The following is an 18,928-nucleotide window of genomic DNA, read 5'->3' as shown; positions in this document are numbered from 1 at the left end:
GCCGCAAGCCGCACCGCGCAGATGGAGCGTCAGCCGGCCGACATCGACGGCGACTGCTTCTCCTTCAGCGTGACCAGTTCCTCGGCCATGGTCGGGTGGACGGCGCAGGTCGCGTCCCACTGGGCCTTGGTCAGGCCCGCCTTCACGGCGACGGCGGCCAGTTGGATCATTTCGGGGCTGTCGGGGCCGACGATGTGGACGCCGACCACCTTCTGGCTGGTCGCATCGACCACCAGCTTCATCAGCACGCGCTCGTCCGAGCCGGTGAAGGCGTATTTCATCGGACGGAAGCGGGTGACGTAGACATCCACCTCGCCCGGGCAGGACCGACGGGCCTCGGCCTCGGTCAGGCCGACCACGCCGACCGGCGGTTGGCTGAAGACAGCGGTGGCGACGGCGTCGTAGTCGAAGCTCTGCGGATTGTCCCTGAACACCGTCTCGTGGAAGGCCACGCCTTCGCGAATGGCGACGGGGGTCAGGTTCATGCGGTCGGTGACGTCGCCGATGGCCCAGATGTTGTCGGTCGTGGTCCTGGAATACTGATCGACCTTGATCGCCCCGGCCTCGGTCAGTTCGACCCCGGCCGTCTCCAGGCCCAGGTCCTTGACGTAGGGAATGCGGCCAGTGGCGAACATGACCGCGTCGGTCTCGATCGTCATGCCGTTTTCGAGGTGGTTGACCAGACCGGTCTCGGTCTTCTCGATCGAGGCGTGCTGGCAGCCCAGGATGACCTTGATGCCGCGCTTCTCGATCTCGCCCGCCAGATGGGCGCGCACGTCGTCGTCGAAGCCGCGCAGGATGTTCGGGCCGCGATAGATCAGGGTCGTCTCGACGCCCAGCCCGGCGAAGATGCCCGCGAACTCGACCGCGATATAGCCGCCGCCCGCGATCAGGATGCGCTTGGGCAGTTCCGGCAGGTGGAAGGCTTCCTCGGACGTGATGGCGTGTTCGACGCCCGGCAGGTTCTCGGGCTTCCACGGCCGGCCGCCGGTGGCGATCAGGATTTTCTCAGCGGTGATCGTCTGGTTCTTGCCCAGGATCTCGACCGTATGGGCGTCCTTCAGCACGGCGCGGCCGTGGACCAGATCGACGCCCGCCTTGCCCAGGTTGGCGGCGTAGATGCCCGACAGGCGGGCGATCTCGACGTCCTTGGCCTGCAGGAAGGTCGGCCAGTCGAATTTCGCATTGTCGAAGGACCAGCCGTAGCCCTCGGCGATCTCCAGCGCGTGGCTGACTTCCGAGGCCATGACCATGAACTTCTTGGGCACGCAGCCGCGGACCACGCAGGTGCCGCCGACCCGATACTCTTCCGCTATGGCGACCTTCTTGCCGCCCAGGGCGGTCAGACGCGCGGCGCGCACGCCGCCCGAGCCGGCGCCGATGACGAAGAGGTCGTAGTCGTATTGGGTCATCGGGGTCTCCGCAGATCAGACGAAAAATGGGTCTGAATCGTCTGAATGGTCTGAAATCCCTACGGCTGAGCCGTAGCGCTGCCCCGACTTAGGCGCCGGAACGCAAGGGGGCAAGGCAGACGCCAGGCGCGCGGATCGGCGCGGGCGCCCTCGTCGTCTCAGGGATTGAGCGTCTCGAAGCCTTCGTCCGTTCCGATGACGGCCAGGTCGGTGAGGTCGAGGAAGAGGCCGTGCTCGACCACGCCGGTCAGGCTCTTGAGATCGGCGGCGAGACGGGCCGGATCAGAGATCAGCTTGCAGGCGGCGTCGTAGATCAGGTTGCCGCCGTCGGTGCGGACCAGGCCGCGCTCGGCCTGGCGGACACGGGCGGGCGAGGCGATGTCGTGGTCGGCCAGGACGTCGGCGATGCGGTTGGCCGTGGTCTTGTGACCGAAGGCCACGACCTCGATCGGCAGGGGGAAGGTCCCCAAGGCGGAAACCACCTTGGCCGCGTCGGCGATGCAGATGCAGCGGGCGGAGGCCTCCCACACCAGCTTCTCGCGCAGCAGGGCCGCGCCGCCGCCCTTGATGAGAGCCAGGCCCGGACCGATCTCGTCGGCGCCGTCGACGGTCAAGTCGATGCGCGGCGTATCCTCCAGCGTCGACAGGGTCAGGCCCAGTTCGCGCGCCAGATCGGCCGTGCGCTCCGACGTCGGGACGCAGCGCAGGTCCGGCAGATTGCGCGCCGCCAGGGCCTTCACGAACCAGGCGGCGGTGGAGCCGGTGCCCAGACCGACGACCATGCCTGCCTCGACGTAGGCGGCGGCGGCTTCGCCGGCGTTCTTCTTCTGCAGGTCGCTCATTTGGATTTCGCCGCCTTCTTCGCGCGCATCGTGTCCATGAAGCGGGCGGCCCAGCCCGGCTTCGTCGTCTGCTCGGCGCGGCCCAGGGCCAGATCGCCGGGCGCGACGTCCTTGGTCACCACCGAGCCGGAGCCGACCATGGCGCCCGCGCCTATGGTCACGGGAGCGACCAGCGAGGAGTTGGAGCCGACAAAAGCCCCCTCTCCCACCGTGGTGCGGTATTTGAAGAAGCCGTCGTAGTTACAGAAGATCGTGCCGGCGCCGATGTTGGCCTTCGCGCCGACTTCGCCGTCGCCGAGATAGGCCAGGTGGTTGGCCTTGGCCCCCGCATCCATGCGGACGTTCTTGACCTCGACGAAGTTGCCGACCTTGACGCCCTCGCCCAGATCCGCGCCGGGGCGCAGCCGGGCGTAGGGGCCGACCTCGGCGCCGGTCGCGACCTTGGCCCCCTCGATATGGCTGAAGCTGCGGATGCGTGCGCCCTCGGCCACGACCGCGCCGGGACCGAAGACGACGAAGGGTTCGATGGTCGTGCCCGCGCCGACAGCCGTGTCCCAGGCGAAGTGGACGGTGTCGGGGGCCGACATGGTCACGCCCGCCGCCAGGAAATGCTCGCGCTGGGTCTTCTGGAACAGGGCTTCGGCCTGGGCCAGTTCGGCCTGGGCGTTGACGCCCATGACCGAGTCCTCGGCGGCGAAGACGGCGCGGGTCGGGGCGCCGCGCTTGCGGGCCAGCTCGACCACGTCGGTCAGGTAGTATTCGCCCTTGGCGTTGTCGTTGCGAACCTCGGCCAGCAGGTCGAACAGCAAGCCGACGGGGGCGGCCATGACGCCGGAGTTGCAGGCGGTGATCGCCAGAACCTCGACCGAGGCCTCCTTGGCCTCGGTGATGGCCAGAAGCTCCTCGCCCTGAAGGATCAGCCGGCCATAGGCGCCGGGATCGCGGGCCTCGAAGCCGATGACGGTGACGCCTTCGTGGGCATCCGCGAAGACCGGCTCGATGTCGGCGGCCTTCAGCAGGGGCACGTCGCCATAGGTCACGACCACATGGCCGATGAAGTCGCCCAGCACGGCCTCGGCGGCGCGCACGGCGTGTCCGGTGCCGAGCGGCGGGTCCTGAACAGCGATGGCGTCTTCGCCCAGACGCTTTTCGACATGGGCGCGGACCTCGGGGGAATGGGAGCCGACCACCACGACGATACGCTCGCAGCCCAGGGCCTCGGCGGCGTCGATGGCGTGATCCAGCATGGCGCGCTGGCCCACCGGATGCAGGACCTTGGGCAGCGGCGACTTCATCCGCGTGCCTTGGCCAGCGGCAAGGATGATGGCGGCGCGAGGATGTGGTGCGGTCATGAATCGATCCGGCGGCTTGTCGTCCTGCGCGATCTAGCCCATTGCCGGGGTCTGTGCGAGCCGGGAGACAGATGAGTGAGCATTGAACGCGACCTGGAAGGCTGGACCATCGCCTTCGATCTGGACGGCACCCTGGTGGATTCGGCGCCCGATCTGATCGGCACGCTGAACCGGATGCTGGCGCAGTATGAACTGCCGCCCGTGCCCATGTCCTCGGCCCGGCATCTGGTCGGCCATGGGGCCATGGCCCTGCTGCGTCACGGCTTCATGGAGGCGGGCGCTGTCTGGGACGAGGCTCATGCGCCCGGACTGTTCGAACGCTTCATCGCGGACTATCTGGCCCACATCGCCGACGAGAGCGTGGTGTTCGACGGCTGCGTCGCGGCGCTGGATCGGTTGAGCGCGCGCGGGGCGATCCTGTGCGTCGCCACCAACAAGCGCACGGACCTGTCCGTCGCATTGATCGAGGCCCTGGACCTGACCAGGCACTTCGCCTTCGTCGCCGGGCCGGACGCGGTCCCGGCCCGAAAGCCCAGCGGCGCCCATATTCATGAGGCGGTGCAGAAGGCGGGCGGCGATCCCGCGCGCTGCGTCATGGTCGGCGACAGCACCACGGACACCAAGGCGGCCAAGGATGCGGGCGTCCCCTGCATCGTCGTCGGCTTCGGCTACAACGACGTGCCGCGCGAGGAACTGGGCGGAGACGTGGTGATCGACCACTACGACGGGTTCGAAGCGGCCCTGACCGAGGTGATGAGCGCCTGATTTCGGTCGGGCGGATATCAAGGGGGAGAGACAGATGAACGCCAAGACCTTCTACCTGGCCATGGCCGTGGTCGGAACCGTGGTTCCCTGGTTGTTCTTCGGGTCCTTCTTCGCCCTGAACGGTCTCGATATACCGCTCTTTCTGAAGTCGTTGTTCGCCAACGGGGCCGCCGGCGGCTTCTCCGCCGATGTGCTGATCACCATCGTCATATTCTGGGTGTGGTCGTGGCGGGATGCGGCCAGGAAAAAGGTCGCGCGCTGGTGGCTGGTGCTTCCGGCAAGCTTCTGCGTCGGGCTGTCGCTGGCGCTGCCGCTCTACCTCTATCTGCGCGAGCGGCCTGAAGGTCAGAAAAACTAAAGAGCACTGCAGAACTTCTCAGCGTCAATCGCTCCCGGTGCGGTTGCCGTCTTCGCGCTTGCCAAACACATAGGACGACCGTTCCTCCCCAAGGGTCGTCATGCTTCGTCGCTTCTTCGCCATCCCCCTCTGGCAGCGCACCGCCGCCGGTTTCGTCCTGGGCATCCTCGCTGGCCTGATCCTGAGGGAGAAGGCGACGGTCTGGCTGCAGCCGATCGGCGACGTTTATCTGAACCTGATCCGGATGGTGGTGGCGCCTCTGGTGCTCTTCACCATCGCCAGCTCGATCGCCAAGCTGGGCGAAGGCGTGGGCGCCGTGCGGCTGGGCGTGCGGACCGTGGTCTGGTTCGCGATCACCTCCCTGTTGGCGGTTCTGGTCGGTTTCGCCTTCGGCCATCTGATCAATCCGGGCGTCGGCCTGTCCAACCTGCCCCTGGGCGAGGTGAAGGCGCGTGAGATCCCGACGCCGCTGCAGGTCCTGCTGGGGATCGTCCCGACCAACCCCTTCGCCGCCTTGGCCGAGGGCAAGGTGCTGCAGATCATCTTCTTCTCGGCCTTGCTGGGCGGGGCCCTGGCGGCGCTGGGCGACCGGGCGCAGAACGCACGACGACTGGTGGACGAAGGCGCGGCCCTGGTCTTCCGCATCACCCGCTGGGTGATCCAGCTGACGCCGTTCGGGGTGTTCGGCCTGATCGGCGCGGTCGTCGGCGGCTACGGCTGGGAGGCGCTGCTGCCGCTCGGCAAGTTCATCTTCGCCATCTACGCCGCCTGCCTGTTCCATATCCTGATCGTCTATTCAGGCCTGCTGAAGCTGCACGGACTCAAGGTCGCCAGCTTCTTCCGCGGGGCATTCGCGGCCATGCAGACGGCCTTCGCCACCTCGTCCTCGATGGGCACCCTGCCCGTCACCCTGCGCCAGACGGTCGAGCGTCTAGGGGTGCCCCAGGCCTACGCCTCCTTCGCCGTGCCACTGGGCGCCAATGTGAAGATGGACGGGTGCGGCGCCATCTATCCGGCCATCGCCTCGATCTTCATCGCCCAGTACTTCCAGATCGACCTGACGCTGACGCAATACATCCTGATCGGCCTGACGGCGGTGCTGGGCTCGCTGGGGACGGCGGGGGTGCCGGGCACCAGCATCGTCATGCTGACCCTGACCCTGTCGACGGCGGGCCTGCCGCTGGAAGGCATCGGTTACATCGTCGCCATCGACCGCATCATCGACATGATGCGCACGGCCACCAACGTCACCGGCCAGATGGTCGTCCCTGTCCTGGTCGCCAAGGAGGAAGGCATCCTGAACCAGGACATCTACAACGGCCACGTCGCCTGGTTGCCGGGCGACCCGGAAGACGAAACCCCGGAAGGCGCCCGCGCCGCAGGCATCTGAGCAAGCGGCGCAGCTATTTGATCGATTGAGGCTTGCCGCCGTCGGAATCGCGGGCTATGTCCCCGCCTCCCGACGGCGCAGTCACAGACAGCCGTTCCCAGGCGGACGCGTAGCTCAGCGGGAGAGCACCTCGTTCACACCGAGGGGGTCACAGGTTCAATCCCTGTCGCGTCCACCATCTTCTACCTCCATCATGGATAGACACTTCCAGCTTGCCCACTCGGACGCCGGACGCTGACTTCGTCGTTCGACGTGTGCGAAGCCATCGACCTCTCAGGCAAGCTTCACTAGATTGCCGGCATGAAGCCGAGTTCCGTCCGAGAGTTGTTTCTGATCATCATGCTCTGGATCGGCGCGATCGGCGCCGTGCTGTCGGCGTTGGCGACCATCGGCGCCTTCTGTTTCGGCCTCTACGCGGTCTTCTTCGGCTAGGCGTCGACGCCGGAACAGCCCCCCTCGCCCGGTCATCTCGCCCGGCCATTCCATCATCTGGATCGCGACCAAGTTACAAGGTCTTGCAATTCCCCCTCGTATTTTCCGTTAGGAGGTCCCTCCCAGGTGGAGAGGCGTCATGATGCATGCCACGAGGGCGGAAGACCAAGCTTTGGCCGAGATCTGGATGGCCCATTTCGGCGCGCCCATGCCGATCTACGGCGTGCCGTCCATCACCAAGCGCGTGCTGCGCGAGCACGGCGTCGACGTCGACGCCCAACTGAACGCCAAGCTGAAACGCCCTGAAAAAACGGCCGCCTGAAAACCCGTCCAGGCTCAAATGAAAAAAGGGCCGGCGCCAGGCCGACCCTTTCTCGTTTCAGACCAGAAGACTTCGCTTCAGTCCTTCGGATAGGCGACGCCGCCCTTCATGACGAAGTCGACGTGCTCCAGCCGCGTCACGTCCGTCAGCGGATCGCCGGAGACGGCGATCAGGTCCGCCGCATAGCCGGGGTTCAGGCGGCCGATTTCGTTCTGCAGCTTGAAGTGGGTCGCGGCGTTGACCGTGGCGGCCTGGATGGCCTCCAGCGGCGTCAGGCCCGCCTGGACCAGCAGGGCGAACTCCTTGGCGTTCTCGCCGTGCGGGGAGACGCCGGTGTCGGTGCCGAAGGCGATCTGCACGCCCGCGCGGTGGGCGCGACGCGCCATGTCCAGCATCTGCGGCCCGGCTTCCAGCGACTTCTTGCGCTGGTTCGGGGTGAAGAAGGTGCCGGGACGCGCGGCTTCGCGAGCCACGAAATCGCCCGCCAGCAGGGTCGGGATCAACCAGCCGTTGTTGGCCTTGAAGATGCGGATCGATTCATCGTCCAGGAAGGTGCCATGCTCGATGGAGTCGCCGCCGGCGCGCAGGAAGCTGTTGATCCCGTCCGTGCCGTGGGCGTGGGCGGTGACGGTGCGGCCCATGAAGTGGGCGGTCTCGACGATGGCGGCCAGTTCCTCGTTCGAGAACTGCTGGTTCAGGCCCGCGCCCGTATCCGACAGGACGCCGCCCGTGGCCGTGATCTTGATGATGTCGGCGCCTGCGCGGACTCGTTCGCGAACGGCGCGACGGCAGTCGTCGGCGCCTGAGCAGACGCCGTTCTGGCGCAGCACCGGAACCAGGGCGGCGCTGACGCCGTTGGCGTCGCCGTGGCCGCCGTGCGGCGTCACCGTGCCGGCCGAGACCAGCAGGCGCGGCCCCGGGATCTTGCCCGCCGCGATGCCGTTGCGCAGGGCCACGACCGCGTCGCTGGTCCCGCCCAGATCGGCCACGGTGGTGAAGCCGGCGTGCAGGGTGACCAGGGCGTAGGCCGCGCCCTGGATCGCCGAGTCGGCGGCGGTGTTGGTGAAGCGGGCGACCCGGTTCCCCTCGCCCTGCTGGTTGGTGATGTGGACATGGCTGTCGATCAGGCCGGGCAGGACGAACTTGTCCGACATGTCGATGACATTGCCCTCGCCCACGAAGCCGTTGACGATCTCGCGCACGCGACCGTTCTCGACCACCACGGTCTGGCGCTGCGCCACGCGGCCGGCGGCCGGGTCGGCAAGCAGGCGACCGGCGTGAACATAGGTGACCGTCGGCGCCGGAGCCGCCTGCTGCGCCAGGGCCGGAGCCGAGGTCAGGAGGGCGGCCGCAAGGCCGACGATCCAGGATTTCTTCGATGACAGGCTCATTATCGTCCTCCGTGCGACGGTAAGGCCGTCGCTCCCCTACTGTGAAAAAACGCGTCCGCGGCTCCCGCCTTCCGTGCCCCATCGGGCGGTCCCGAACCGCGACGCCTCGGCCCCGAAAGGGCCGTCCCGGAAGGCGAACGGCGTCGCCCTCCGGAACTTCAGGCTTCGCGCGGAAGCCTAGAAGGTCTTGGTGACCGCCAGGGTGTAGTAGCGGCCGACGGTGTCGTAGTTCTGCGGATCATAGGTCCCGCGGATGTCCCCGACCTGGGGCGGCGCCTCGTTGAACAGATTGGTCACAGAGAACCGCAGAGAGGTTTCGTACGGCAGGGTGACGCGCGCGTTGAAGTCGAAGACGTCATAGGCGTCGACGCCCCGCGTGGTGCTGTTCGGCGCGGTGACGCGGGCGCTGTTGATCATCTCCGACGTGTGACGCCAGCGCAGACCGACGTTCCAGTTATCGCGGGAATAGGTGACGGTGGTGGCGGACTTCCATTCCGGGTGAGCCTGGCCGGCGTTGGCCTCGATGGCCGTGCCCCAGGTGCCGGCGTAGTCATAGACCGGCGCGCCCGGCAGGGCCTGGATCTCGAAGCCCTGCAGATAGCTGATGGCCGAGCCGACGCTCAACTGGCCGCCGAAGGGCGCCCCGATCTCGGTCAGGTCCAGACGCCAGTCGAGCTGCAGGTCCACGCCCGTGACGTTGAACTGCCCCAGGTTCAGCAGCGGCTGGCGCGGCTGGGCCATGTTGCCGTCGGACCGGTTACGGTCCTGCAGCGAACAGTAGTAGTTGTTCTTGTCATAGGTCGGGTTGTTGCCGCCGTCGTTGAAGCAGTAGCGGATGCCGTTGCCGACGCCCAGGACGCCGACCGCGTCCGCCACCTTGATCTGATACCAGTCGATCGAGGCGCTGGCGTTGCTCAGCCAGGGCGACTGGAACTGCGAATGGACCACCGCGCCGAAGGAGTAGGTGTCGGCGGTCTCTTCCTGCAACTGGGGGTTGCCGCCGGTCAGGGCGAAGACCTGGGCCGCGCCGAACTCATAGGTGTCGATGATGGAGGCCGGCACGCCCAGTTCGACGCAGAGCTGCTTGACCTTGTCGCCGTTCGGACCGTTGCGGAAGGAGCTGCGGCGGTCGCAGGGATCGCCGTTGGTGTTGGCCGTCGTGGGGTTGCCGATATCGACCGTGGCCGTCGAAACCGGGGAATAGAGCTCGCCCACGCTGGGGGCGCGGACAGCGCGGTTGTAGCCCCCGCGCAGGCGCAGCACGTCGTTGACCTGCCAGTTCATGTCGGCCTTGTAGGCGTGGACGCCGCCGACCGAGCTGTAGTCCGAATAGCGATAGCCCAGATCCAGCTCCAGCTCCTTGATCAGGGGCAGGTCGCGCAGCAGGGGCACCAGGAACTCGGCGAAGACCTCGGTCGTGTCCACGTCGCCCGAAGAGGCGCGCAGCTCGCTGTAGCCCAGGATGTCGCTGGTGCCGTCGGGCTGGTCCAACAGGGAATCCGGCTCGAAGGCGAAGTGGTTGTAGCGGTAGCCCACGCCGGCGGCGAAGCGCACCTCGCCCGCCGGCAGGGTGAACAGACCGCCCTGGACCGAGGCCTCGGCCATCCGCTGGGTCAGTTCGTTGGTGTTCGTCGTGCGGCGCGTCACATAGTCGACGCAGGCCTGCGACGGATCATGATTGCCGAAGGGGTTGAAGCCGCCCGCGCAGAGATCAGACCCGCCCGTCGGGCTGTACAGCAGGCGGGTGATGGCCGAGCGGCTTACGCCGCCCGTCTGGACGTTCTCGAAATCGGCCTTCGAGGCGCTGACATAGGCCTCCCAGGTCCAGTCCTTGTAGCCCACCTTGCCGGACAGGCCGCTGATGAACTGGTAGACGTCATAGGCGTAGGACTGCAGGCGCTCGCCCGCGAAATCCAGGTCCTTCCAGAAGGCGAAGTCCGCCGTGGGATTGGGGCGCGATGCCAGGATGTGGGCGAAGTCGGCGCCGATATAGGGGTTGGTGACCGGCACGGTCAGCGCATAGGCCAGGCCCGCCAGCGTCGGGTTGAAGGTGCCCTCCGATTCGTAGCTGGTCAGCGAGCCCTGCAGGAAGAAGTCGATGTCGGGCGTGACCTGATAGTCGACGCGCGAGAACAGGGAATAGCGCTCGTTCTCGTTCTGGATGCGGCCGCGGTTCCAGCCCCACAGCATGTTGGTGCCGGCGGCGTTCAGGAAGTGGTTGTCGGTCTCCGGATCCTTCAGGTTCATCACCTTGGACGCGCCGCCCAGGTTGAACACCGTCTTGTCGCCGGTGTTGAAGCCGATCTGGCCGTTGTAGACGCCGTTGACGCCCAGGACCGGCGCCGTGCCGTACTGACCGACGAAGATGTCGTTCACCGCCGCCAGGGTCGGGCGATTCACGCCGAACCAGGCCGCGCCCTGAGCGATGATGGCCGTGTTCGACTGCCGGTTGCGCATGAAATAATAGTCGCGCTTGGACTGGTAGGCGACGTCGCGCATGGAATAGTCCAGCGACAGGACGGCCCGACCGCGATCGTCGGCGAAGCGCTCGCCGGCCGTGATCGACAGACGGAAGCTCTCGCCGTCGCCATAGTCGCTGACGCCGTACTGCGACGCGACGGTCAGCCCCTCTATGTCCCGCTTCAGGCGGAAGTTGACCACGCCGGCCGTGGCGTCCGAGCCATAGGCCGTGGAGGCGCCGCCGGTGATGACCTCGACATTGCCGATCAGGGCTTCGGGAATGATGTTCAGATCGACCGAGCCGTCAGGGTTGGACGGCTGAAGGCGCTTGCCGTCCAGCAGCAGCAGGGTCCGCTTGGACCCCAGGCCGCGCAAGCTGGCGTAGGCCTGGCCGCCGTTCAGGGAGGTCGATGAGGAGCCCGGCGTGCTCTGCCCCATGGCGCCCGAGAACTGGGGCATCTGGGTCAGGGCCTTTTCGACCGTGACCTGACCGGTGTTCTCGATGGCTTCGGTCGTCACCGATACGAGGGGGCTGTTCGATGCATAGTCTCGCCGGGCGATCCGCGATCCGGTGACGACGATTTCGCCGACCTCGACCGCCGCCTCGGAGGCTTCTTCCTGCGCCTCCTGGGCCGCCGCCGCGCCTGTCCAGCTCATCAGGGCCAGGGACATCCCTCCCCCCATCAGCAAGGCGCGATAAGAGGCAGGGCGGATGCCCTGGTGACGAGATAAGCGCATGAATTCCCCTCGCAAACTGAGTTTTGCTTCCAGTTAGCGCCGCCCCTCCAAAAGCACCGCTCGCGTCAGCCTGTGTCGTAACGGAAGGGGGGGCAAGGGATAAAATATCCTCGTTACAGGTCGTTTTGAAATTTGGATTTCAAAACAAACGCTTAAAGATATGCCATTAACCAATTTCCATTCTTCAAGTCGCCGCTTTCGGCACAGACCGTGCGCTAGCAGCACGGAATCATAGGACAGCAGGGTCGAGGATCGTCGCAAAAGCCGCGCCGGACAGCTCATGCACAGGCTTGTCGGAACCGCCGCCCGTCTGTTCTGTTTCAGCCCGGGATGTTCGGCGTCAGGCGGCGGGCGTCGATTGATTTCAGCCATCAAATGGCGCCCTTTCCAGCGTAGCCGCGTTGTGAAGGGGAACTGACGGGGAACGGGCGTGCGCATACTCGCCAAGACGATCGATCTGGTGGCGGCTTTCGACGCTTCGCCCAATCCCTACATGCTGCTGGACAGCGATCTGCGCTACGCTGGGATGAACCAGGCCTATCTGGACGTCACAGGCATGACGCGGGACGAACTGATCGGGCGTCCGGTGCTGGAGGTCTTCAACGGCGGACCGAGCGAGGACGGGCCGGAAAACGCCCGTCAGTTGCTGGCGTCGTTCGAGAAGGTCCTGACGACGGGCGCGCCAGACAATCTGGCGGTTCTTCGCTACGCCCTGTCGCGCAAGGACAAGTACGGCGAGATCGTCTACGAGGACCGCTACTGGAGTTGCACCCATACGCCGATCAAGAACAACGGCGGGCGCGTCACCCACATCCTGCAGCACACCAGCGACATCACCGAACTGGTGCGCCTGCGCGGCCAGATGAAGCGGCTGCGGCCGGAGGGTCGCTCCACCGCCCTGGACAGCCTGGTCGGCGGCGGGGTGCTGCGCCGGGCCCTGACGGTCCAGGCCGACAATCGCCGGCTGGAGACCGAAAGGCGGCAACTGCTGGACATGTTCATGCAGACGCCCGGCTTCGTCGCCATCCTGAACGGCCCGGATCACATCGTGCAGATGCACAACGGCGCCTATGGCCAGTTGATCGGTCACAGGGACGTGGTCGGCAAGCCCCTGCGCGAGGCCCTGCCGGACCTGGGGCACCAGGGCTATTTCGACCTGCTGGACGACATACTGGCGACCGGCGAGCCCCTGATGGGCCATGAGCGCGCAGTCGAGCTGCAGCGCGCCCAGAACGCGCCGCTGGAAACCCGCTACCTGAACTTCACCTGCCACCCGATCCGGGACGAGGCGGAGAACAACGTCGGCGTCATCATCCAGGGCTATGACGTGACGGACACCATCCTGGCCGCCGAACGTCAGAAACTGATGATTGACGAACTGAACCACCGGGTGAAAAACACTCTGGCCACGGTTCAATCCATCGCCATGCAGACCGCACGCTCGCACGAGGATCCCCGATCCTTCGCCGAAACCTTCCAGTCCCGGATTCTGGCGCTGTCGCACACGCACGACCTGCTGACGCGCAGCCATTGGGAAGGCGCGGACCTGCGGGCCGTCATGGAGCATGAAACCGCCGCCCACGGTCCGCATCGCATGTCGCTGAACGGCCCGCACGTCGCCCTGCATCCGGCCACGGCCGTGTCCTTGGGCATGATCTTTCACGAACTGGCGACGAACGCCGCCAAATACGGCGCCTTGTCGCCCGGCGACGGCCGGGTCATGGTCAGTTGGTCGGTCCAGGACGACGCGGCCCCCAGCCTCCACATCCTGTGGCAGGAGGTCGGGGGACCGGCCGTGGTCGCGCCGGAACGCCGGGGCTTCGGCAGCCGTCTGATCGAACGCAATGTCCGTCACGACCTGGGCGGACAGGTTCAGCTTCACTATCGCGACGACGGCTTCAGCGCCGAGATCACCATGCCTCTGCAAAAGGACGCAGCATGAACCAGCCTCTGCAGGGCCGTCGCATTCTGGTGATCGAGGATGAATCCCTGGTCGCCATGCTGCTGGAGACCATTCTGGACGATCTGGGCTGCGCCGTGGTCGGGCCGGCGTCCAACATCGACGACGGCCTGATCGCAGCCACCAGCGAGCCGGCCCTGGACGCGGCCCTGCTGGACGTCAACGTCGCGGGTCGCGAGGTTTTTCCCGTGGCCGAAGCCCTGAAGGCTCGAGGCGTGCCCTTCGTCTTCTCGACCGGCTACGGAGAGATGGGCCTGCCGGAACACTGGCGCGGCCACCCTACCCTGCAAAAGCCCTTCACCGAGGGCGCCATTCGCGACGCCCTGTCGAGGGCGATGGACATAGGCCTGGCCTAGTCAGCGCGCCCTCATGTCCTTGAGCACGGTACGGGCGGCGTTCGAGCCGGGCGCGCCCGTGACGCCGCCGCCGGGATGGGCGCCGGAGCCGCAGAGATAGAGCCCCGGGACCGGCATCCGGTAGTCGGCGTGCCCCAGCACCGGCCGGGCGCTGAACAACTGATCCAGCGTCAGGCGTCCGTGGAAGATGTCGCCCCCGACCAGGCCGAAGCGTCGCTCCAGATCGCGCGGCCCCAGCGCCAGTCGACCGACCACCGAAGCCTTGAACCCCGGCGCATGGGCCTCGACCGTCTCGATCATCAGATCGGCCACCGTGTCGCGATGCTCGTCCGCCAGATCGGGCGCGACATGCTGGCAGAACAGGCTGGCCACGTGCCGCCCCGATGGCGCCAGGCTGTCGTCCAGGGTCGAGGGGATCAGCATCTCCACGATGGGTTTAGACGACCAGCCGTTCAGCCGCGCCTCGGCGTGGGCGCGGTCCATGTAATCCAGCGTCGGGGCGATGATGATGCCCGCCGTCAGGTGGTCGCCCGCCTCGGGCAAGGCGGTGAACCTGGGCAGCTCTGACAGGGCGATATTCATGCGGAAGGTGCCGGAACCCGAGGCGTATCGGCTCATCCGCTCGGTGAAGTCCGCCGGGACGACGGCCGGATCGACCAGGCGGTCGAACAGCAGGCGCGGGTGCAGATTGCTGACGACGGCGCGAGCGCGAACCTCATCGCCTGCCTCGGTGACGGCGCCGACCGCCCTGCCCTTTTCCATCAGCACCGTAGCGACGGGGGCGTTCAGATGGATGTCGACGCCCTGTTCGGCGCAGGCGGCGGCCATGGCCCGGGTGATGGCTCCCATGCCGCCGACGGCGTGGCCCCAGGCGCCCTTCTTTCCGTTCACCTCGCCGAAGACATGATGCAGCAGGACATAGGCCGAGCCGGGCGTATAGGGACTGGCGTAGTTGCCCACGACACTGTCGAAGCCGAACAGGGCCTTGATCGGATCGCTCTCGAACCAGCCGTCCAGCCAGTCGCCCGCCGACTTGGCGAACAGGTCCAGCAGATCGCGACGCGCCGTCATGTCCAGGCCCGAGACGCGTCGCCCCAGCGACGCCGCCTTCAGCATTTCCGGCAGGGCCGCCAGCCAGCCGTCTTCCGTAACATTGGGCGGCGCGGTCAGGATCAGGTCGCGCAGGACGGCGGCCACGGACTCCAGCCGCGCCTCGTATTCGGGCAGGCGCTCGGCGTCGCGGATGGAGAATTTGGCGACCTCGGCCTGGGTCCGCCCCTCGCCCGTCAACAGGTAGCGCCCATCGTCGAACGGCAGGAAGTTGGCGGCGCGGCGCTCGACCACCTTCAGGCCGTGCCGCGCCAGTTCCATGTCGGCGATGACCGTCGGGTTGAGCAGGCTGACGGTGTAGCTGGCGGTCGAATTGCGGAACCCCGGGTGGAACTCCTCGGTCACGGCCGCCCCGCCGACCACGCCTCTCCGCTCCAGCATCGTGACCTTCAGCCCGGCGCGCGCCAGGTAGAAGGCGCAGACCAGCCCATTGTGTCCGCCGCCCAGAACCAGGACGTCCGTATCGGATTTCGCCATGAATTCCCTCCGTCGCCGGTCAAGCTATCGGAGAGAGGGCCGGTTTCAACCGCCCCCGATGCGGAAAAGGTCGATCGCGTCCCGCAGCAAGATATAGGCCAGCAGCGCGATCGTCAGTCCGCCGACCACATAGGCCGCGACCTCGTACCCCGCCGTCGATGACGGGACGCGGGCGGCGGCCTGATCCGGATCGCGCGGCGGTTCCATAGAACGAGATTACGCTAGGGAACCCGCCGACAACAACCTAAAGTTATGTGGTCGGTCTTCCGGACAGGTAGCGCCTGTCCAGCAGCGGCTTGCCCAGCCAGTAGCAGAGCTCGGCCGGGCGGGTGATGTCCCAGACGGCCAGATCCGCGGCCTTGCCGACTTCGATGGTTCCGACCTCGTCCTGCAACCCCAGGGCGCGGGCGGCGTGGCGGGTGGCGCCGGCTATGGCTTCTTCCGGCGTCAGGCGAAACTGGACGCAGGCCAGGTTCAGCGCCGCCGTCATCGAGGCGACGGGCGAGGTGCCGGGGTTGCAGTCGGTCGCCACAGCCATCCGCGCGCCGTGCCGACGCAACAGGGCGACGGGCGGCAGCTGCGTCTCGCGCAGCATCAGGAAGGCGCCGGGCAGCAGGACCGCGACCACGCCCGCCTCGGCCATGGCCTGGACGCCCGCCTCGGTCGTGTGTTCGATGTGGTCGGCGGACAGGGCGTGATAGCGGGCGGCCAGGGCCGCACCGCCGCCGTCAGAAAGTTGGTCGGCGTGCAGCTTGACCGGCAGACCCAGTTGCTCGGCCTTGTCGAACAGGCGGCTGACCTCCTCGACCGAGAAGGCGATGGGCTCGCAATAGGCGTCGACCGCATCGACCAGACCTTCGGCGTGGGCGGCGGGCAGGATTTCATCCACAGCCTTGTCCACATAGGCGGCGCGGTCCGTCTTATGCTCAGGCGGGACCGCGTGCAGACCCAGGTAGGAGGTGCGGACCCGCACCCCGGCCTCGCGCCCGATGCGGCGGGCGACGCGCAGCATCTTCAGCTCGCTGTCGTGATCCAGGCCGTATCCGGACTTGATCTCCACCGTAGTGACGCCCGTGGCCTTCAGCCCCTCCAGCCGCGCCAGGGCCGAGGCGTAGAGCTGGTCCTCGCTCTCCTCGCGCGTGGCGCGCACGGACGAGACGATGCCGCCGCCGGCGCGGGCGATCTCTTCATAGGTCGCGCCTTCCAGCCGCCGTTCGAACTCGCCCGAGCGGTCGCCGCCGAAGACCAGATGGGTATGGCAGTCGATCAGGCCCGGCGTGACCCAGCGGCCGCCCAGGCTGTCGGTTTCCACAGCCTTGTGCACAGGCAGGTCGGCGCGCGGCCCGACCCAAGCGATGCGCCCGTCCTGGATCAGGATGGCGGCGTCCTCGATCGCGCCATAGGGCTCGCCGCCTTCGGTCATGGCAGCGACGTGGCAGTCGGTGATGAGGCGGTCGTAGGTCATTGTCCCTGATCCGTTTTCAGCCTGACAGCAGCATCTTTCAAAGCTTCGACCACCTTGGGGTCGACGACCTCAGCCGGGGCAAGGTGGCCGATCACGTACCAACTGCCCCACCGCCAAGGCTCCAAAGGGATGTCGCTGGCTCGAATGCGGCGCGCAAAAGCGATGACCACGCCTTCTGAAGGCGTCTCCCCGCAGTTCACATTGACATTGGCCACACTTTGTCGAGGCGGCGACCGACCATAAAGGGAAACCACCGGAACAAGCTGACTCTGAGCCTCCTCCACGGGCGTCGCCCTAGCCAGGAAGACGGCGTCTGAATCTCTCCAGAGACTTTGCTGGAAGTACAGATCCTCACGGTACGTCGTCGCAAAATACGTGCAGGACCAAGCGGGCGCCGCCCCTACAATGCCCAGCAGAAGAACAGGCGCGGCCATCCAGCGTCGGATCATCGCGCGGCGACTCCCGCCAGGATTTCGCAGAACCAGCGTCCGGCGGTCAGGGAGCCAAGGTCGCCGACTTCCAGCGAGGGGTCGTATTCGGTCAGGTCCACGGCGCGGACCTTGGCATGGGCGCCGATGGCGCGGGCGGCGTCGAAGAAGTCGTGGACGGAGACTCCGCCGGGGCGAGCGCCGGGGCTAGCGGGCCACTGGCTGCGGTCAATGACGTCGATGTCGAAGTCGACGTAGATGACCTCGCACAGGGACGACAGGCGCTCCAGTTCCTCGACCACCACGGTCGCCAGACCGCGCTGGCGGCACTCGCGGGCGGTGCGGACGCTGATGCCGGCGGCCTCTGCCTTTTCGTGGGCGCGTCGGGTATTGGCGAAAGGGGCGAGGCCCACCTGGCTGATGCGACGGCCGTCCATACCGTCATCCAGCAGAGCCTGGATCGGATTACCGTTGGTCAGGCCCTGATCCGTGTCCCGCAGGTCGAAATGGGCGTCCAGCGTCAGGACGCCGACGCGGTCCAGACCCAGGGCGTGGACGCCCGGCCGGGTAATGGCGTTGTTGCCTCCGATCAGGATGGTCAGGTCGCGATGGACCTGGGCCGCCACCGCGTCGCGCACCGGTCCAAAGGCGTCGAACGGGGAGACGGCCTTCAGCGCCACGTCACCGGCGTCGTGCACCGGCACATCCAGCTCCAGACCCGTCTCGACGTCATAGGTCGACAGACGCGGCAGGACGGCGCGCAGCGTCTTGGGGCCCAGGTCGCAACGGCCGGGTGTCAGCGACCGCTCGTTCAACGGCGCGCCGATCAGGGCGACGGGGGCGTCGGGATGATTCCCCACCAGATCGCCGACGGAGCGCCAGCCCAGGGCTTCAGACGGTTGGCTCATCGGGGTCATCCTTTGGTGGGAGAAAAGCGCGCGACCAGATCATAGGCCGCGCCGGGGAAGATCTGCGAGGCCCAGGTCACGCCCTGGCCGTCGCGCCAGGTGCGGCGCTCCAGCCGCAGGCAGGGCGCGCCGTCGGCCAGGCCCAGGCCCGCCGCCGTCTCGCGGTCGGCGCCGACCGCCGAGATGCGATGCTCGGCCTCGGTCCAGGGCATGTGGGCCAGCAACCAGCCGCCGGGCGGCTGGGTCGTGAAATCGGCGCCCTCGGCCTCGGGCGCAGCGTCCAGAGAGATCAGGCGGCGCTCAAAGACGAAGGGCAGATCGTCGGCCAGATGCAGGGTCTGCAGTTCGATGACCTTCCGGCCCAGATCGCCCTCGTCCGCCCCTGTCGGGCGCACGATTCGGCCCAGCAGGCGGTGGGAATAGGCCAGCCCCCTGCCCTCGACCTCAGACTGGATGTCGGGGATGGCGACCAGTGCCGAGGAATGCACCGGGGGATGGGCCACCACCGTCCCGGCGCGGCGACGGCGAACCACCAGACCGCGCGCCGACAGGTCCGACATGGCGCGCGACACCGTCATGCGGGCGCAGCCGTATTCGGCCGTCAGCTCGGCCTCGGTCGGGATGCGAAAACCCGGCCGCCATTCGCCCGAGGCGATGCGGCGCTCGATGTCGCCCGCGATCCGTCGATGAAGCGGCTCCTGATCCATGAATCGAAACTGCCTCTTGCGCGCAATAATGTCTAGACATAACACTGAGCCCAAC

General features: G+C 67.0%; 18 protein-coding genes and 1 tRNA gene. 8 read left to right on the top strand and 11 right to left on the bottom strand.

What is annotated here, in order from left to right; genetic code table 11:
• Positions 1 to 29: 29 nt before the first annotated feature.
• The 3 genes from gor to glmU all read right to left on the bottom strand — a co-directional run bounded on the left by gor (position 30) and on the right by glmU (position 3,606).
• Positions 30 to 1,412: a glutathione-disulfide reductase gene (gene gor, locus ABIE19_RS11785; protein WP_354089393.1), complete on the bottom strand. Its 1,383-nt coding sequence runs from the start codon at positions 1,410 to 1,412 to the stop codon at positions 30 to 32.
• A 158-nt stretch (positions 1,413 to 1,570) separates the two neighbouring features.
• Positions 1,571 to 2,254, bottom strand: a complete 684-nt coding sequence (rpiA, locus tag ABIE19_RS11780; protein ID WP_354089392.1) for a ribose-5-phosphate isomerase RpiA — start codon at positions 2,252 to 2,254, stop codon at positions 1,571 to 1,573.
• Positions 2,251 to 3,606 (bottom strand): bifunctional UDP-N-acetylglucosamine diphosphorylase/glucosamine-1-phosphate N-acetyltransferase GlmU, encoded by a 1,356-nt coding sequence (glmU, locus tag ABIE19_RS11775; protein ID WP_354089391.1) that lies wholly within the window; start codon positions 3,604 to 3,606, stop codon positions 2,251 to 2,253. The genes rpiA and glmU overlap by 4 nt, the downstream gene beginning before the upstream one ends.
• Positions 3,607 to 3,681: 75 nt before the next feature.
• On the opposite strand from glmU, the gene ABIE19_RS11770 reads away from it, so the two are divergent.
• The 6 genes from ABIE19_RS11770 (at position 3,682) to ABIE19_RS11745 (ending at position 6,873) form a co-directional block, all read left to right on the top strand.
• Entirely contained in the window at positions 3,682 to 4,371 is a 690-nt protein-coding gene (locus tag ABIE19_RS11770; protein WP_354089390.1) for an HAD-IA family hydrolase, read from the top strand.
• A gap of 34 nt (positions 4,372 to 4,405) precedes the next feature.
• The gene (locus ABIE19_RS11765) at positions 4,406 to 4,729 is read left to right on the top strand and encodes a DUF2834 domain-containing protein (protein ID WP_354089389.1); all 324 of its coding nucleotides are present in this window, start codon (positions 4,406 to 4,408) and stop codon (positions 4,727 to 4,729) included.
• Between the two features lie 100 nt (positions 4,730 to 4,829).
• The gene (locus ABIE19_RS11760; protein ID WP_354089388.1) at positions 4,830 to 6,119 is read left to right on the top strand and encodes a dicarboxylate/amino acid:cation symporter; all 1,290 of its coding nucleotides are present in this window, start codon (positions 4,830 to 4,832) and stop codon (positions 6,117 to 6,119) included.
• Between the two features lie 103 nt (positions 6,120 to 6,222).
• Positions 6,223 to 6,297: transfer RNA gene (locus ABIE19_RS11755), tRNA-Val, on the top strand.
• Positions 6,298 to 6,419: 122 nt separating this feature from the next.
• Positions 6,420 to 6,551 carry a hypothetical protein gene (locus ABIE19_RS11750; RefSeq protein WP_354089387.1) on the top strand — a complete coding sequence of 44 codons (132 nt, stop codon included), beginning with the start codon at positions 6,420 to 6,422 and terminating at the stop codon, positions 6,549 to 6,551.
• A gap of 139 nt (positions 6,552 to 6,690) precedes the next feature.
• Entirely contained in the window at positions 6,691 to 6,873 is a 183-nt protein-coding gene (locus tag ABIE19_RS11745) for a hypothetical protein (protein WP_354089386.1), read from the top strand.
• 77 nt (positions 6,874 to 6,950) lie between these two features.
• Here the strand turns inward: ABIE19_RS11745 and ABIE19_RS11740 are convergent, their stop codons facing one another.
• Positions 6,951 to 8,264 (bottom strand): metal-dependent hydrolase family protein, encoded by a 1,314-nt coding sequence (locus tag ABIE19_RS11740; protein WP_354089385.1) that lies wholly within the window; start codon positions 8,262 to 8,264, stop codon positions 6,951 to 6,953.
• Positions 8,265 to 8,441: 177 nt separating this feature from the next.
• Complete coding sequence (locus ABIE19_RS11735) at positions 8,442 to 11,396, bottom strand: TonB-dependent receptor domain-containing protein (protein WP_354089384.1); 2,955 nt, start codon at positions 11,394 to 11,396, stop codon at positions 8,442 to 8,444.
• Positions 11,397 to 11,892: 496 nt separating this feature from the next.
• Between ABIE19_RS11735 and ABIE19_RS11730 the strand changes: the two genes are divergently transcribed.
• Positions 11,893 to 13,404: an HWE histidine kinase domain-containing protein gene (locus ABIE19_RS11730; protein ID WP_354089383.1), complete on the top strand. Its 1,512-nt coding sequence runs from the start codon at positions 11,893 to 11,895 to the stop codon at positions 13,402 to 13,404.
• Positions 13,401 to 13,778: a response regulator gene (locus ABIE19_RS11725; RefSeq protein WP_354089382.1), complete on the top strand. Its 378-nt coding sequence runs from the start codon at positions 13,401 to 13,403 to the stop codon at positions 13,776 to 13,778. The genes ABIE19_RS11730 and ABIE19_RS11725 overlap by 4 nt, the downstream gene beginning before the upstream one ends.
• Here ABIE19_RS11725 and ABIE19_RS11720 read toward each other — a convergent pair whose 3' ends face one another.
• From ABIE19_RS11720 to hutC, 6 genes are read right to left on the bottom strand one after another with little or no spacing between them, the layout of a single operon-like run.
• The gene (locus ABIE19_RS11720; protein ID WP_354089381.1) at positions 13,779 to 15,365 is read right to left on the bottom strand and encodes a phytoene desaturase family protein; all 1,587 of its coding nucleotides are present in this window, start codon (positions 15,363 to 15,365) and stop codon (positions 13,779 to 13,781) included. It abuts the gene before it with no gap.
• 45 nt (positions 15,366 to 15,410) lie between these two features.
• Positions 15,411 to 15,572: a hypothetical protein gene (locus ABIE19_RS11715; protein ID WP_354089380.1), complete on the bottom strand. Its 162-nt coding sequence runs from the start codon at positions 15,570 to 15,572 to the stop codon at positions 15,411 to 15,413.
• A 43-nt stretch (positions 15,573 to 15,615) separates the two neighbouring features.
• Positions 15,616 to 16,830, bottom strand: coding sequence for an imidazolonepropionase (gene hutI / locus ABIE19_RS11710; RefSeq protein WP_354089379.1), 1,215 nt, complete (start codon positions 16,828 to 16,830; stop codon positions 15,616 to 15,618).
• A complete protein-coding gene (locus ABIE19_RS11705) occupies positions 16,827 to 17,279 on the bottom strand; it encodes a hypothetical protein (protein WP_354089378.1) in 453 nt (150 codons plus the stop codon). Before ABIE19_RS11705 ends, hutI begins: the two co-directional genes overlap by 4 nt.
• Positions 17,276 to 18,166 carry an agmatinase family protein gene (locus ABIE19_RS11700; protein WP_354089377.1) on the bottom strand — a complete coding sequence of 297 codons (891 nt, stop codon included), beginning with the start codon at positions 18,164 to 18,166 and terminating at the stop codon, positions 17,276 to 17,278. Before ABIE19_RS11700 ends, ABIE19_RS11705 begins: the two co-directional genes overlap by 4 nt.
• 5 nt (positions 18,167 to 18,171) lie before the next feature.
• Entirely contained in the window at positions 18,172 to 18,873 is a 702-nt protein-coding gene (gene hutC / locus ABIE19_RS11695) for a histidine utilization transcriptional repressor HutC (RefSeq protein ID WP_354089376.1), read from the bottom strand.
• Between the last annotated feature and the right edge of the window lie 55 nt (positions 18,874 to 18,928).

This window comes from Brevundimonas faecalis, from assembly GCF_040549405.1.
Lineage (GTDB): Bacteria > Pseudomonadota > Alphaproteobacteria > Caulobacterales > Caulobacteraceae > Brevundimonas > Brevundimonas faecalis.
This window is presented reverse-complemented; position numbering and strand designations above follow the sequence as displayed.